At 62.7% G+C, this 14,746-nt stretch carries 12 protein-coding genes; 3 read left to right on the top strand and 9 right to left on the bottom strand.

Going from position 1 to position 14,746, the window contains the following annotated elements:
• The first annotated feature begins 663 nt into the window (after positions 1–663).
• Positions 664–882, top strand: coding sequence for a hypothetical protein (locus P6U27_RS24775; RefSeq protein ID WP_122404343.1), 219 nt, complete (start codon positions 664–666; stop codon positions 880–882).
• Between the two features lie 35 nt (positions 883–917).
• Here the strand turns inward: P6U27_RS24775 and P6U27_RS24770 are convergent, their stop codons facing one another.
• Positions 918–1,901: a Spy/CpxP family protein refolding chaperone gene (locus P6U27_RS24770; RefSeq protein WP_244607690.1), complete on the bottom strand. Its 984-nt coding sequence runs from the start codon at positions 1,899–1,901 to the stop codon at positions 918–920.
• 9 nt (positions 1,902–1,910) lie between these two features.
• Here P6U27_RS24770 and P6U27_RS24765 point away from each other — a divergent pair, with 9 nt between their 5' ends.
• Together P6U27_RS24765 and P6U27_RS24760 are read left to right on the top strand one after the other, a co-directional pair.
• Positions 1,911–2,366 carry a hypothetical protein gene (locus P6U27_RS24765; protein ID WP_245162986.1) on the top strand — a complete coding sequence of 152 codons (456 nt, stop codon included), beginning with the start codon at positions 1,911–1,913 and terminating at the stop codon, positions 2,364–2,366.
• A 125-nt stretch (positions 2,367–2,491) separates the two neighbouring features.
• Complete coding sequence (locus P6U27_RS24760) at positions 2,492–2,713, top strand: hypothetical protein (protein WP_407192738.1); 222 nt, start codon at positions 2,492–2,494, stop codon at positions 2,711–2,713.
• Between the two features lie 220 nt (positions 2,714–2,933).
• Here the strand turns inward: P6U27_RS24760 and P6U27_RS24755 are convergent, their stop codons facing one another.
• The 8 genes from P6U27_RS24755 to P6U27_RS24720 form a co-directional block, all read right to left on the bottom strand.
• A complete protein-coding gene (locus tag P6U27_RS24755; RefSeq protein ID WP_164937217.1) occupies positions 2,934–4,121 on the bottom strand; it encodes a 6-phosphofructokinase in 1,188 nt (395 codons plus the stop codon).
• A gap of 90 nt (positions 4,122–4,211) precedes the next feature.
• Positions 4,212–5,357 carry a fructose-1,6-bisphosphatase gene (locus P6U27_RS24750; protein WP_407192737.1) on the bottom strand — a complete coding sequence of 382 codons (1,146 nt, stop codon included), beginning with the start codon at positions 5,355–5,357 and terminating at the stop codon, positions 4,212–4,214.
• Positions 5,358–5,738: 381 nt separating this feature from the next.
• Positions 5,739–6,755, bottom strand: a complete 1,017-nt coding sequence (locus P6U27_RS24745) for an ABC transporter substrate-binding protein (protein ID WP_407192736.1) — start codon at positions 6,753–6,755, stop codon at positions 5,739–5,741.
• On the bottom strand, positions 6,752–8,878 hold the full coding sequence (locus P6U27_RS24740; RefSeq protein ID WP_407192735.1) for an adenylate/guanylate cyclase domain-containing protein: 2,127 nt from the start codon (positions 8,876–8,878) through the stop codon (positions 6,752–6,754). The genes P6U27_RS24745 and P6U27_RS24740 overlap by 4 nt, the downstream gene beginning before the upstream one ends.
• Before the next feature lie 215 nt (positions 8,879–9,093).
• Complete coding sequence (locus tag P6U27_RS24735; RefSeq protein ID WP_407192734.1) at positions 9,094–10,761, bottom strand: arylsulfatase; 1,668 nt, start codon at positions 10,759–10,761, stop codon at positions 9,094–9,096.
• A complete protein-coding gene (locus tag P6U27_RS24730) occupies positions 10,724–11,737 on the bottom strand; it encodes a formylglycine-generating enzyme family protein (protein WP_407192733.1) in 1,014 nt (337 codons plus the stop codon). The genes P6U27_RS24735 and P6U27_RS24730 overlap by 38 nt, the downstream gene beginning before the upstream one ends.
• A gap of 266 nt (positions 11,738–12,003) precedes the next feature.
• Positions 12,004–13,218, bottom strand: a complete 1,215-nt coding sequence (gene rocD / locus P6U27_RS24725) for an ornithine--oxo-acid transaminase (protein ID WP_407192732.1) — start codon at positions 13,216–13,218, stop codon at positions 12,004–12,006.
• 224 nt (positions 13,219–13,442) lie between these two features.
• Complete coding sequence (locus tag P6U27_RS24720) at positions 13,443–14,663, bottom strand: cytochrome P450 (protein ID WP_122404334.1); 1,221 nt, start codon at positions 14,661–14,663, stop codon at positions 13,443–13,445.
• Positions 14,664–14,746: the final 83 nt, after the last annotated feature.

The following is a 14,746-nucleotide window of genomic DNA, read 5'->3' as shown; positions in this document are numbered from 1 at the left end:
GCTATCGCAAATCGACTAACGCGTATGCGTCTATTCGGAGATCGAGATCTTCTCCAACGACTGGTGGGGCAAGCCTATGAACGAGGTGCTGCGCACCTGCATCGAACGGTAGAACGGACATTGGTTGGACTTGCTGCCCGCTCGACCCGGTCGCGAATGCCCCATCGCGAGCCAGAACACAGGCGAAGCAGCGAGCTGGTCGGAGTACCACCAATGATGGACCATCAGCTTTCAGGCAGAATAACATCATCCCGATGCCGCAGCCGCGCCACAGTCTGTGCCAGATCGGATGCGGTAATCAGTGGCATCAACGATCAGCAGGCACGGCGGATGTACCCATGCCTGTTGATCTTGAATGGCCCCGACGTGCAACCGTCGGGGCCATTGTTGTAGTCGGCGTGACAAGGCCGGCAAGCTTTGCCGAGGGCACCGGCGTGATTTATTGCGGCGAAAGCCGCCAGGGACGATCCTACGATTCAATGCGCTGGGGCCAAGCCAGTGTTGCGATTAAATTCGCTGGCGCGACCGATCGGTGAAAAGTCAGACGATTGCGCTATCATCGATTCACCGGCGAATCCCGGACTATCACTCGTCAATTCGATCTGCGAAGCTCTGACCACACAAATGCGCTTGTGAACAAGCAGGCGCGAAGGGAGGTTCGCAGTGGAGAAAGTGCGACGCTTGCGTGCGATGAGCTCACTGTGCCGCCAACAGGCCGCGTACAACAGCATGAACAAGTGGAAGCTGCTCGCAAAAGCAGAATACTGGGATCATCTGGCTGATCTCGAGCTGTCTTCTCACTACCAACAATGCAACGCCATTGGCTCGAATGAGATCGAGCAGCCTCAAGCGATCACAAGCACGAATGATGCTGGGCGGTAGACGATTTCCGCATGAGATCAGAGCGCGACTCTGCCCTACGGGCCTGCGACCTGCTGCAGCGTGTTGAAGCGCGCCTTCTGCTCGCTGCTCAGCGTGGCGTAGAACTCGTCCAGCGCCGGTTCGACCAGCTTGGCGGCCGTCAGCATGGCCTCGAGCCGGCTCTGCATCGCCTCGAGCCGTCCGACCGGCGTCAGGGGCACATCGTTCGGACAGGCAGCCTGCAGGCCTTCAACTCCCTTCGCGGTCGCTTCGCTGAGGCGGTCGAGCGCGTCCTTCTGCTTGCCTGCGGGGTGAAGTACGGCCTCGATCCTCTGGATCGGCAATTGGGTCAGGCTGGACTTGGGATCACCGCAGGTCTCGCTACTCGCTTCCTGCTGCTGGGACGAGCGGTCGCCGACATTGGGGCCGAGCGCGTTGAAGCGCGCCTGCTGTTCGTCGCTGAGCGAGTTGTAGAAATTCTCCAGGGCCGGTCGCACGATCTTGACGGCTTCCAGCGTCGCGCTGATGCGGTTCATCATCGCGCGCAGGCGGCCGGGCGGAGTAAGTGCATAGGTCTCCGCGCAGGTATCCTTGAATACATCGGCAGCCTTGGCCGCTGCGGTCTTCAACTCGTCGAGCAGCGCGCGTTGCTCCGGCGTCGGCTGCACGGCTCGCGCGATATCGGCGAGCGGCCAGGCGGTGACGCCCCTGTCCGGCGTGCTGCACAATTGCTGGAGCGTTTGCGGACTCGCGCTGGCGCGCGACCGTGCGCGGTAGCCGCCGCCGGCTTGCGGATAGTCATACGGATTGGTGCTGGCATAGGCGGAATAGGGGCTGCCACTGCCCCAGAATACGGTATCGACGAAGTCGTCATAGGCGTAGGCCCAATAGCCGGGCTCGTAAGCATAGGACCAGAACGTGTAGTCAAAAATGTCGGAGTAAGCGTATGGCCAGAACACCGGGCCGAGCCACGCCACGAACACCGCGGGATGGCGGTGACGCCAGGCCTGCCGGGGAGCCCAGCCGCTCTCGCGGGTCACGACCGCCGCTTGAGTCTGCGCAGTTGCCTGCCCGCGGAACCGCTCCGCGAACCGCCCGCGCTGGGCGGCCTCCACGGCGGCCGCAGCCGCCGGCGTCCGCCCGGCCGGGGCCTGGAGCCCAAGCCGCTGCTGGCGCGCCAGGTCACTCTGCTGGGCGCGCTGCTCACGTTCAAGCAAGCGGTTCTGCGTCTGGAGTGTCCGTTGTTGCTCGCGCAGCGCCCGCGCCCCTTCCGGCTTCTGCGACTGGAGTTGCTGCACGCGCTGCTGGAGGCGATCGATGCGGGCCTGACGCTCCGTCGTCTGGCGCGACAGCATCTCGCGCTGCCGCTGCTGCACCATTTGCTGGCGCTGCTGGATTTGCTGCTGGCGCTGTTGCGCGCGCTGTTCGATCTGATCGTGCCGCGACAGCCGCTCGCTCGCGGCGGGCGGTGCGCTGGGCCGCGACGGGGCGGCGATGTGCGGTGACGGTCGTGGTGCCATGGCCGGGCGTTGCGGTGCGGCCGGCGCCCGATGGAATTCAGGCCGCGGCGCTGCCACACGCGGGGCCGCTCGCGGCGGCGCAGCGAAATGTGGGCTCGGACGCGATGGCGGTGCAGCGAAGTGCGGGGCCGGGCGAGGTGGCGGTGAGGCCATATGCGGCGCCGGACGTGGCGCCATGGCCGGCGGATGGAATGACGGCGCGGCGGGACGTGCCATGGCTGGCGGCGCCGCCGGACGTGACATGGCCGGTGGTGCTGCTGGCCGCGCTGCGGCTGGGCCGGGTGGCCCGCCCCTTCCATGTCCCTGGCCGGGTCCTTGGGCGAGCGCACTGATGCCCGCCGTCAGCATCGAGACACCAACTAAAGCAGCCGTCAGGCAAACGCCACGCGGAAGCATGATTGTCGCTCCCACTTCGTAATCGCCCACGACGTTCAACGCACAGCCGGCGGAATCGTTCGTTCTCGGCCACGACCGGCATTGCGATCTTCCGACGCAGGCTCTCAAGATTCTGCGTCAGGTGGTGGCGAGCCACTCCAGCGCCCAGTCGACGCGCTAGGACGCGCGGTTGAGAAAGATCGGCAGTCCCTGCTTGTTGGCGTAGATGGGGCGGTAGCGCTCCGTGTTGTAGCTGCTCGCAACGTCCAATTTGCGCGGACCGAGCTTGGCGTCAGGGATGGGCACGAGGTCGTAGCGGCCCTCGACCAGCGCCGACATGAGGCCGGTCTTGCTTTCCAGCATGGCATCGTAGGCCATGTTACCGAAAGTCAGGGCCACAAGCTTGTCGATGAAGTCCGGATCGCCCGATCGCAAATCGTAGGTGAGATCGGAGATGATCGTCTCCTCGCCGGTGCGCTGCTTGATCTCGTCGGCAAGCGATTCCGCCACGTTGGCCTTCTTGCGGTGACCGTAGGCGTCGGGCTCGCCGTATTCCCGCAGCTTGTAGCCTTCCCACTGAGCTCCCTCGCTGAGCACGATCAGCGCGTAGTTGCTTGGATTGGCGCGCTTGTCCTCGATGAGCAACCGGATCAGCTTGTCGAGGTCGACCTTATACTCCGGTATGACGCATCGTATCGAGGTCGCATACGCGGTGTAGAGTGCCGTAAATCCGGCATCGCGGCCAAAGACGCGGAAAATGCCAATTCGCTCATGCGAGCCGACTGTCGTGCGCTGCCGCTGGATGGCATCGCTGGCGCGGGTGATCGCGGTCGAGAAGCCGATGCAGTACTCGGTGTTGCGGACGTCATTATCCATCGTCTTCGGGATGGCGATGATCTTGACGCCGAGTTCGTTGAGCTTGGCCGCATAACTGAGTGTGTCGTCGCCGCCGATGGCGATCAGGTGTTCGATGCCAAGTCCCGAGAGGTTGGCGAGCACCCGGCTGGTGAGGTCCCACGTCTTTGTCGCGATGCCGCCGTTGGTGCTCAGCGAGACCGGAACATCATTGCCGACGAGATGATAGGGCAGCTTTTGTATTTTGGAGGGATTGACGCGGCTCGAGTGCAGCACGGTGCCGCCGCGCCGGTCGATGGTTCGAGTGTTTTCACGGTTCAGCGGGATGACGTAGTGGGACCTGCTGTTTGGATCGTCGAGGTTCAGGTGCGTGAGCGCCTCCCAACCACGGCGCAGACCGACAACCTCGATGTCGTCCTCACTGCCGCGATAAGTCACGCTCTTGATGACTGCATTGAGGCCGGCGACGTCGCCGCCGCCCGTGAGAATGCCGATGCGTTTTTTGGCCATATCCACCTCCCGGATCGGCATGTCGTCATAGCGACTGCATCTGTCGATTGAACGGTGAACGTCGCTCCAGCTTCTGATTGAAGGCGGTCGCTACTCGGCCGCTTCCGGCTTGCGGTCGTCGCGCAATCGAAAACGCTTCAGCAGTCCGGATACGGTGTCGCGGAAGCCGCCATATTCCAGTTCGGAATAGGGCAGCATGGCGGCGCCAGACCAACCTTGGCTGCGCATCTCGATAGCCTTGCGCTGGGCGCGCCGGCGGACCTCATCCCACGCCGGGTTGTCGAAGAAATCGGTGTAGGACTCGGCAAACCGGCCTTCCCTGTCGATCGAAAAGCCGACGCAAGAAACGATCGGCAGGCAGTACATGCCGGTAACGGGGGTGTTGAGTGGCACCGGCATGAGCGGCATCACATGCGAGCCGCGTGCATCGCCGCCCACGAAGTGCGCTTTGGCGAACGGCGAGATTATCTCCTCCGGAGCTGGAAAAATCCCCTGGTTCCTGACGATCGCGACTGGATCATCCTTGCCGGTGTACTTGCCTGCGATCGCGTGGAGGCGCTGTGCCGAAACGGCCGCGGCGACCTCGCCATGGGTTCGAGAAATGATGCGATCGATGCCAAAGCGCTCGTTGTCGCGAAGCAGGGCGGCAATGTGGTAGCTGTCGGCGGGTGCGTCGAGCTCGAGCAGGCTGTCGCCGGCTGTGTTGTCCATGTCGATGATATGGAAACGGAATCCCTGGATCATCGGAGGCAGCATCAGCCCAGCGCAGTACATGGGGTCGGCGAAGGCGAGATAGAGCGGCAGGTTGTAGGCGCCGGGGCCGCATTTGTCGGCCGCGAACACCATAAAGGATTCCGCGGGTCGCAGGCCGGAGAGGCTGTGGTCGAAGCTGAGCTCGGCGACGCCTGGGCCGGCGCCGCGAATGTTCCCGGAAGGCGCGTCGGCGAGAAGATCCTGGCCAGCACCATAGAGCCCGGAGGTCTTCGCGACCGAGGTGGCCGCCAGGAACGTCTTCCAGGCGAGTTGATGGATCTCGGAGCTTCCTTCCCCCCGTGTGTGCGTCATGATGATCGCAATGTCATCGCCGGTGTGGCAGATGAAGCCGTCGATCAGCAGACCATTGCAGATCGCCTTGGCAACCTCGCCCTCGACAGTCGCGATCATGCGTGAAGACGGTTTCGTGTGCCCGCCAATGGAGCCAACGTCAGCTTTGATGACTGAAAGAGTGAGTCTCATGAGCATTACTCCGATCCGCGCAGCTCTGCGCCTCCGGCCTCGGCGCTTGCTGCGCCGGGCACGGCGCTGCTCATTCGCGGACAAAAACGTCCGTCGCTCCGATAGGTTCCACGCACCCCGTTCGTCCGGTTGCCGGGATCACGCACAGTCTTGCCTTAGGACCATGCGTCACTATTGCTGCGCTGCACGAGTCCGGTTCTGGCCGGACCGCTAACTCGTGGTTGGCCGCCGCCGGCATGCGATCTTCCGACACAGCCTCAAGAGAAATCCGGCGTCAGGGTGGCGGCGAGCCGCTCCAGCGCCCAGTCGATTTGATCGCTGGTGATCACTGGCGCCTCCTGCCGCAACAGCGAAACGGCCGGCTGGACTGGCGGATGAGGCTCATTTGATCTCGGCCAGATAAAGGCTGGGGTCGAAATAGTCGGCCGCGGGGACTGGATTGGGGATACGGCCCTCTGCAATGAAGAAGTCGCTGACTTGCTGGAGCCATTTGACCACGGTCCCATCCGTGTAGAGCCGTTTCCATTCTCTCGACGTGAACATCTTCTCGGCCTTGAAAGCCTCGCTGACGTCCGAGAGCTTCGCCTGGCTGTAGTGATTGTCATGCAGCGTCTGAGCCGCCGGCCCGGGATTGCGCACCATGTAGTCGTTGGCTTCCGCCCAGGCGCGGATGATCCGGACCAGCACCTCCTTGTTGTCCGCGTAATAGTCTGGTCTCGCTACCCATCCGCCGAGGACGGCGGATTGGGGATAGAAGGCGGAGGCGTCTACCAGCTTGATGGCGTCCGGTATTTCCTCGCGGACCGTGATGTTGAATGGCACCCAGAGCGCTACGGCCGGCACCTCGCCGGACATGAAGGCCCGCACCGCGCCGGACATGTTGCGATCGATGATCTCGACTTGCGACGGATCCACGTTGTTGGCGCGGAGCGCCCGGTCCAGGAAGATATGCGCCGTGGTCCTGGTCGTCGTCGCGATCCGCTTTCCCTTGAGATCGGCAAACGTGCTGACGCCGAGGGCTGGCCTCACCCAGAGCTGAGCCGTTGCGACCTCGATATCGTTCATGACGAAGGCGCGTCCCCGCCCGAGTGCGAGATAATTGGAGATCACGCCGCCGGCGGACAGCACGTCCAACCGACCGTCAGCCATGGCCTCGAAAACCTCCGGCCCCGTGTTGAACTCATGCAGCTCGAAATCGAGGCCTTGCTTGTCGAAGGAGCCACGATCCAGCCCGGTCCAGATATGCCCGTCGACCGCGACCACGTGAAGGTAGCCCAGCCGCAACTTCGTTCTGGCTTGCGCCACCGATGGCGCAGCGAGCATCGAGCCGATCGCGACACCTGCCGCGCGCTTCAGAACCTGCCGCCGATCGAGGCGTTGTGACAGGGCAGCGCTCATGTGTGATGCCTCCCCGCCTGACGGGGCAGCGGAATGACATCAGCCGAGCGGAGACGCTCCGCATGAAGCTGAGCGACGCGATCTTCGGGATGGTTCGACAGAAACTCCGACACCATACCGAGAGCGGCCGCGTCATCGCGGCGTTCGACAATGGCGTAGACGGCATCCCATCGCCGGCAGAACTCCAGTTCGGAGCTGATATCGCCCGTCCGCTCGCATCGGAGCTCAAATAGCGGAAAGGATTCCGCGAATCCCTTCGGCTGAATGCGATCGACGCAGCGGAAGACGAAGTGAGTTTCCGCGCGATCTTTCACGGCCGCGGAAACCAGCACGCGCGTGCCGTAGCTCTTGTTCAGCCCCTCGAGCCGCGAGGCCAGGTTGATCGTGGCACCGAGAGCCGTGTAGTTCATTCGATCGGCCGAGCCGACGTTTCCGACGACGGCGTCGCCCGAATGCAGGCCAAAGCGCGTGGCGAAGGGCGGCCAGCCCTCCGCTTCGAACGTCGCGTTCAACTGCTCGTTCCTGCGCAAACACGCGAGCACGGCCCGGCAAGCGTTGACGGCGTGCTCTGCATCATCAGCCGGTGCATTCCAAAATGCCATGACGGCGTCGCCAATGAATTTGTCGACCGTGCCCTGGTTGGCCATGATGACTTCCGACAGGGCCGCAAAATATCGCGAGGTATAGATCATGACCTGCGACGGATCCGCCTTCTCGGTCTTCGCAGTGAAATCGGCCACGTCGGTGAACAAGACGGTGATCTCGCGCCACGTGCCGCCGAGCGCGAGCGATGCGCCGGATTCGATCAGTTGGCGCACGATCTGCTTTGGTACGAAGCTCGAAAAATTGCGGATCACGGTGCGCATGGTGAAGACCGAACGGGCCAGGTCGTCGATCTCCTGGATCATCGAGCGAAGCTTCGGGCGCTCCGTGAGCTGGAAATGCTGGATCTCGTCGGTCTGCCGGGCGAGTTCGCGCAACGATCGCGCCAGCAGCGAACCGATCCAGAATGCCAGCGGCACCATGGCGGCGACGAACCCAAGCGCCGTGACGAACAGGGTGCGACGTTCGGCGATGATCTCGGCGAAGAACTCGTCCAGCGGGGCGACCACGGCGAGCCTGACATTGGCTGCACCCGCGCTCTCGACCTTCTGGAACGCCGCAACGTAGGTCCGTCCCGCCTTGTCCGACAGGAACTGGTGAGCGTGCCCACCTGCCTCTGCCGCCCGCACCGCCTGGGAGAGGCCCCCAAGATTTGTCGCCTCGATCTTCGGCAGCTCGTCTCCGCGACCTCGGAAATCCGTCATCAGCTTGCTCATCTCCGGATGGGCCACGATCCGTCCGTCATCGTTGAACAGGAAGGCCGTTCCGGAGCCGAGCTGCTGCCGCCGGAGGAGCGCCTCGGACTGGCTGAGCAGGATGTCGCCCGCGACAACACCGCGCCGTCCCTCCTTCAGCGGAATGCGCAGCGTGTAGCCGGGAAGCCCTGTCGCGAAAAACACGTAAGGGCCGGTGAGAAGAGTGCCTTCCCTCCTGAAAGCGTCGGTATACCAACGCCGCTGCCGCGGATCGTAATCGCCTGGCCCCGGCTTCTCTTCGAGTGGGATGAGGTTGTCCGACAGGAGCATCGTGGTGGCAGGGTGAGCCGCCGGGCCGGTCCGGGAAATCGCAACGAGGCGGAATGTCGCGTCCTCCGGGGCGTTCAGGCTCGACCGGAAGGCGGGGCCAGCGCGATCGATCATGTCCATCTCGAGGAACGAGCCGTCTTCGTAGCCGACATAGAGGTTGAACAGCGGCTCGTTGTTGCGCAGCATTGCCGCCATCAGGCCATAGAGCTTCGTGTTGTCGTCGATGTCCGCGGACTGGACTGAGGGAAGTCCGCCCAGGATATCGAGGCAATCGCGAACATTCTTGAACTGCGAGTCGATCCGGTCCGCCCCGAGCTGTGCGACCTTATCGATGAAGGTGCCGGCTGCGCTCCGGGTGATGTCGGTGACGCGCGCGAAGCTCAAATAGACGAGCGTCAGCCCGACCAGCAGCACGACCGCAATGAACACGGTGATGATCGACGTCCGGAAGCCGACGCGAAGGGAACGCTCACCGTTGGAGACGCTTGCGCTCATTGAAGGTGCCTTGCTTTTGCTCTCCCACTAGTATTTCCGGACGATCGGCTTGGCCGACGTCGTGTCCGGCGTCGGCGAGATCGAGTCCTCCATCCGCAATAAATTTCACATCGCTTTCGGCTCAATCGCGTGCCATGGCGCGCGAGGCCGTAGCTCCGAGTTCCGAGCCGCCACGGGTTACGGCCGCAAATTGACGTAGCTCGGCGGAGTTCAAGTCAGCGCTTGCCGCTGCTGCCCTCCTGTAGCTTTGCGAGCACCTGATCGAGCGAAAAGCTGCCTGGCTTCTGCCGCGGCGGAAACTCGACATATGATTTCAGGTGCTGGGCAACCACGTCCTGCGCGGGGACAAGGGCAAAAGCACGTTCGAGCCGCCAGGTGACATATTCGCCCGAATCGAACTGAGCCCGCTCGAAAGGATCCGCGCGAAGGTCCGTGAGTTTGGGGAGCCGAAGCGGTACCAGCGGATCCTGCCACACATCGATTCCGTTCGCTCGCTGCTCCAGAAACAGGAGCTTCCAGCGGTCATAGCGAAGAGCGGCAAGGTTGCCGTCATCGGTCCAATAGAAGAACTCCTTACGCTTGGTTGGCCCGCTACCGGCCAGCAGAGCACGCTGATCATAGCCGTCCAGGTGGACCTTGAAGTTCTTGCCGGCAGCTTGGTACCCGGCGAGCAGCTTCTCCTTCACGTTCGGCTCACCCGCAGCAGCTACCAACGTCGGCACCCAGTCTTCATGGGACATGAGTTCGTTGATTTCAGTCCCAGGTTTGACAACGCCGGGCCAGCGGATCATGCCGGGAACGCGGTAGCCGCCCTCCCAGCTCGCGTTCTTTTCCCCGTGAAACGGAGTCGTGCCGCCGTCCGGCCACGAGAAGACTTCGGCACCATTGTCGGTCGTATAAAGTACGATCGTGTTGTCGGCGATGCCAAGATCTTCGAGCTGCTTGAGCAACTGACCGACCATGCCGTCGTGCTCGACCATCCCGTCAGCCTCAAGTCCCAAACTGGTCTTGCCACTGGACGACGGCTTGAGGTGGGTGAACACGTGCATGCGCGTCGAATTGAACCAGCATAGGAAGGGTTTGTTGGCCTGGCTGTTCTTCTCAATGAATGCCATCGCGGCGGACAAGAACTCCTCATCCACCGTCTCTTGGCGTTTTTTGGTGAGCCGACCGGTGTCTTCGATCTTCTGCTTGCCGACCCGGCCAAACCGCGGATCTTCAGTCGGGTCATCCGCGTCCGTCGCGTATGTGTGGAGAACGCCGCGCGGACCATACTTGGCGAGAAACGCCGGGTCCTTGGGATAGTCTGGGTTCTCCGGCTCGTCTTCAGCGTTCAGGTGGTAAAGGTTGCCGAAGAACTCGTCGAAGCCGTGTACCGTGGGCAGAAATTCGTTGCGATCACCGACGTGGTTCTTGCCGAACTGTCCGGTCGCATAGCCGAGCGGCTTAAGCAATTCGGCAAGCGTCGGGTCTTTTTCTGAGAGCCCCTCCTTGGCGGCGGGAAGGCCAACCTTGAGCAGTCCTGTTCGGAAGCAACTTTGCCCCGTGAGGAACGCAGCGCGACCCGCCGTGCATGATTGCTGAGCATACAGATCAGTAAAGATCGCTCCTTCTCTCGCAATGCGATCAATGTTGGGTGTGCGATAACCCATCATGCCGCGGCTATAGGCACTGATATTCCAGTAGCCGATGTCGTCGCCGAAGATGACGAGAATATTCGGCTTGCTGCCCGAAGGTGCAGCGGCAGGTGCCGGCGAAGGCGCGGCCTTCTGCGCCTGCGCCAGTGCGTCGGAGGCAAGAGTTGCCGCGACCAGGGCAGTTCCACTCAAGAGCACCGTGCGGCGATCAAGCGAGTCTCGCTTTGACTTCGAGGCGATCGTCAACTCCCATTTTTCTGACTACGCATCTGAATCCGACGTGACTTGTTGATGTATCGACCGGTTCGGCATGGCGGGCCGCGGGCCGGTAGCGGCGGCAATAGTTCGGCGCGCAAAGATGCGAGCCGCCCTTCAAGACCTTGCGCGGGATTTTTACGTTGGGCAGGGTCGGGTCGTAGCTCGCATTTTCCTGCCCCGAGCGCGGATTGCGTGGAATGCAACAGGCTTTTTGCGCAACGGCCTCATGCCGGGCCGACCACCAATCCGAGGTCCACTCCCAGACGTTGCCGATCATGTCGTAAACGCCGTAGCCGTTCGGCGTAAACGCGTTCACCGGCGATGTGCGCTCAAAGCCGTCCTCGCAGAGATTTTGGACCGGGAAGTTTCCCTGCCAGACATTCGCCATGTGTCTGCCGCCTGGCGCGAGCGCATCGCCCCAGGCAAATTCCTTGCCTTCCAGCCCGCCGCGCGCGGCGAACTTCCACTCGGCCTCGGTCGGCAGATCCTTGCCTGCCCATATCGCGTAAGCGAGCGCATCTGCATAGGAGACGTGGACGACGGGATGATCGTCCAATTCCCTAAGATTGCTCTTGGGGCCGTAGGGATGGCGCCAGTTGGCGCCCTTCATGAAGCTCCACCACTGGCTCCAGTCCCTGGAGTCGGTGATGCGCTGCGGTGGCGAGAATACCAGCGAGCCAGCGTAGAGCATCTTCTTCAGCGCACCGGGATAGTCCTTGGGATTCGGCACGGTCTGGGCCGTGGTCACGTAACCGGTCGCGTTGACGAATTCCTTGAACTGTCGATTTGTCACCGGCGTGCGATCGATCCAGAAGCCGTCGACCGAGACGAGATGGCTGGGCGCCTCCTCCGGATAATGATGATCCGAGCCCATGCGGAACGTGCCGCCGGGAATCCACGCCAGGTCCTCGATTGCGACATCATCTCCCTGCCGCTTGTTATGTTCGAGAGCTTTCCGGAGCATCTCAAGGCGCCCGAGCGCGTGAGGAGCCGACCCCGGTGCAAATTCGTGCGCCAAACGGAGGCTGGATTGATCTAGATCAAAGTTTCGAATGCATCAGAGTTTGCCCCCTCGATTGAGAGAAAGAGGACGAGGCGAAGAATCCGCTCCTAGCCATCGCGTCGTTCCGCCTCTGTGCGGGATTCAATCGCTACCAGGGCGTAACGGACATTGGGCAAGCCTACTGCTATCGGCCGCCGCCGCCCTGCGATCTTCCGACGCAGGCAGGTTCAAGAGAAATCCTGCGTCAGGGTGGAGGCGAGCCGTTCCAGAGCCCAATCGACTTGGTCGCTTGTGATCACCAGCGGCGGAGCGATGCGGATCGTTTGCTCATGGGTATCCTTGGCGAGGATGCCTTTGCTCTGAAGCGCCTCGCAGTAGCGGCGGGCGCGGCCGGCCTCGGGATGCAGCTCGACCGCCAGCATCAGGCCGCGCCCGCGCACCTCGCGAATCGTATTGGCACGAATGTCTTTCAGGCCTTCGAGAAAGCGCGCGCCCTGCCTGGCCGCGTTCTCGACCATGCCTTCCTCGACCAGCACGCGCAGCGCCGCGCGCGCCACTGCGCAGGCAAGCGGGTTGCCGCCGAACGTCGAGCCATGCTGCCCGGGTCTCAAGGTCCCGAGCACGTCGTTGTTCGAGAGCACGGCCGAGACCGGGTAGAAGCCGCCGGACAGCGCCTTGCCGAGCAGCGTCACGTCCGCCTCTATGCCCTCGTGCTGTTCAGCGAGCAGCTTGCCGGTGCGGCCGAGCCCGGTCTGGATCTCGTCGAGCACCAGCATCACGTTGTTGGCGGTGCAGAGCTGGCGCACCTTCGTGAAATAGCCGGCTGGAGGAATGATGACACCGGCTTCGCCCTGGATCGGCTCGACCAGGAAGGCGACCGTATTTGGCGTGATTGCCTGCTCCAGCGCCGCAGCGTCGCCGAACGGGATGATCTTGAAGCCCGGCGCGAACGGCCCGAAATGTGCGCGGGTCTCGGGATCGGTCGAAAAGCCGACAATGGCCAGCGTGCGCCCGTGAAAATTGTTGGCGCAGACGATGATCTCGGCCTGGCCGTCCGGCACGCCCTTCACCTCGTAGCCCCATTTGCGCACCGACTTGATCGCGCTTTCGACTGCCTCCGCGCCGCTGTTCATCGGCAGCACCTTGTGGGAGCCGGTGAGTGCCGCGATCTCCTCGTAGAACAAGGCGAGCTGGTCGTTGTGGAAGGCCCGCGAGGTGAGCGTCAGCCGGCGCGCCTGTTCGACCATGGCGGCCAGGATCTTGGGGTGGCAGTGGCCCTGGCTGACCGCCGAATAGGCCGACAGGCAATCGAGATAACGGTTGCCTTCGGTATCCCAGACCCAGACACCTTCGCCGCGCGACAGGACGACCCCGATCGGCTCGTAATTGCGGGCCCCAAAGCGTGCTTCCGTTGCGATGAAATCAATGACCGACGAGCTCATTTGTCGTCACTCCATTGCCGCGCACGGCGTCAACCGACGGCACCAGCGGCCTTCAGCTTGATTTGGGTATCAACCTGCCGCCTTGGAAGCCTGCATGCACCAATGGCGTGGTGCGGCCCGATTTATCCTTGATGTCAGATAGTTCTGCCGAACCGCAGGGCCTCGTCCGTCGACCCGGCCTCTACTGTGCATGGGGTTGTTTTCGCAATTTTTGTTTTGAGGCTTCATCCGATCGAGCAGGGCACGCTCGAGAACCCACGAAACCGCACCCGTCCGCCCCGCACCGGCTGGCCGCTGACGGCATAGTTCGGGAAGCGCGCCAGGAAGCGCCAGATCGCGATCGCCCCTTCCAGCCGCGCCAGCGCCATGCCGGCGCATTGATGTGCGCCTGTGGCGAAGGCGAGGTGCCGGTTCGGCGTGCGCGCGATGTCGAAACGTTCAGGATCGGGAAACTGCGCGGGATCCCGGTTGGCTGCCCCGATGCACAGCGTCACCGATGTGCCCGCCTCGAGCATGACGCCGCCGAGCTCGACCTTCTCCGTGGTCATGCGGTTGCCGAGCTGGTTCGAGCTCTCGTAGCGCAGCATCTCCTCGACCGCGGTCTTGATCAGGTCGGGGTTCTCGATCAGCCGCTGCTTCTGGTCGGGATGGCGGTCCAGCGCGACGAGGCCATTGCCGATCAGATTGGTGGTGGTCTCGTGGCCGGCATTGAGCAGGAAGATGCAATTGTGCAGCAGCTCCTTCTCGGTCAGCCGCTCGCCGTTCTCCTCCCCCTGAATGAGTCGCGTCAGCACGTCGCGCTCGGGATTGCCTGGCTTTGCACGCCGCCGCGCGACCAGCGTTTCGAGATAGGCAAGGAAGTCCGTCACCGCCTTGTTGCCGCGCGCAGCCAGGTCAGGCGACACCACGGGTTCGAGCGCGCCGAGGATCGCCAGCGACCAATCGCGCAGCGGCCCGCGTTCGCCATGGGGAACGTCGAGCAGATTGCCAATCACCTCGATCGGAATCGAAGCGGCGAAATCCTCGATCAACTCGCAATCGCCCTTGGCCGCGATGGCATCGAGCAGACTGTCGACGAGCTTGATAAGATCGCTCTCCATCCCCGCGATCGCGCGTGGCGACAGTGCGCCCATGATCAGGCGGCGCACCCGGGTATGAGCGGGCGGGTCGTTGAAGACCAGGCTGGTGGTGTGGTGCTCGTAGAGCGGGGTGTCGCCGTATTTCGGCGCGAACTCGCGCTTCTTGTCCGAGCTGAACGACTTCGTGTTCTTGTAGGTGGTGACGAGATCGTCATAGCGGGTCAGGAACACCGTGCCGTTCGGCAGGCGCTTGACCGGCTCGTTCTCCCGCAGTGCACGATAAGTCGGATAGGGGTTGTCGTAGAATTCCGGCGTCAGCTTCTCGAGGTCGAAGCTTGCCGCCAGCGCCTTCGCATCTGCGTTCATCCCGTTATACTCGCCGGTTAAAGCCGTTATGCCGTTTTTGTTGTTCTGGTCGGCGCGCGCATGCGCCTACAGTCTTTGCACCT

It is taken from the genome of Bradyrhizobium sp. STM 3566, from assembly GCF_045571445.1.
Taxonomy (GTDB): Bacteria; Pseudomonadota; Alphaproteobacteria; order Rhizobiales; family Xanthobacteraceae; genus Bradyrhizobium; species Bradyrhizobium vignae.
The sequence above is the reverse complement of the archived record's forward strand: the minus strand, read 5'-3'. Positions and strand labels throughout refer to the sequence as shown.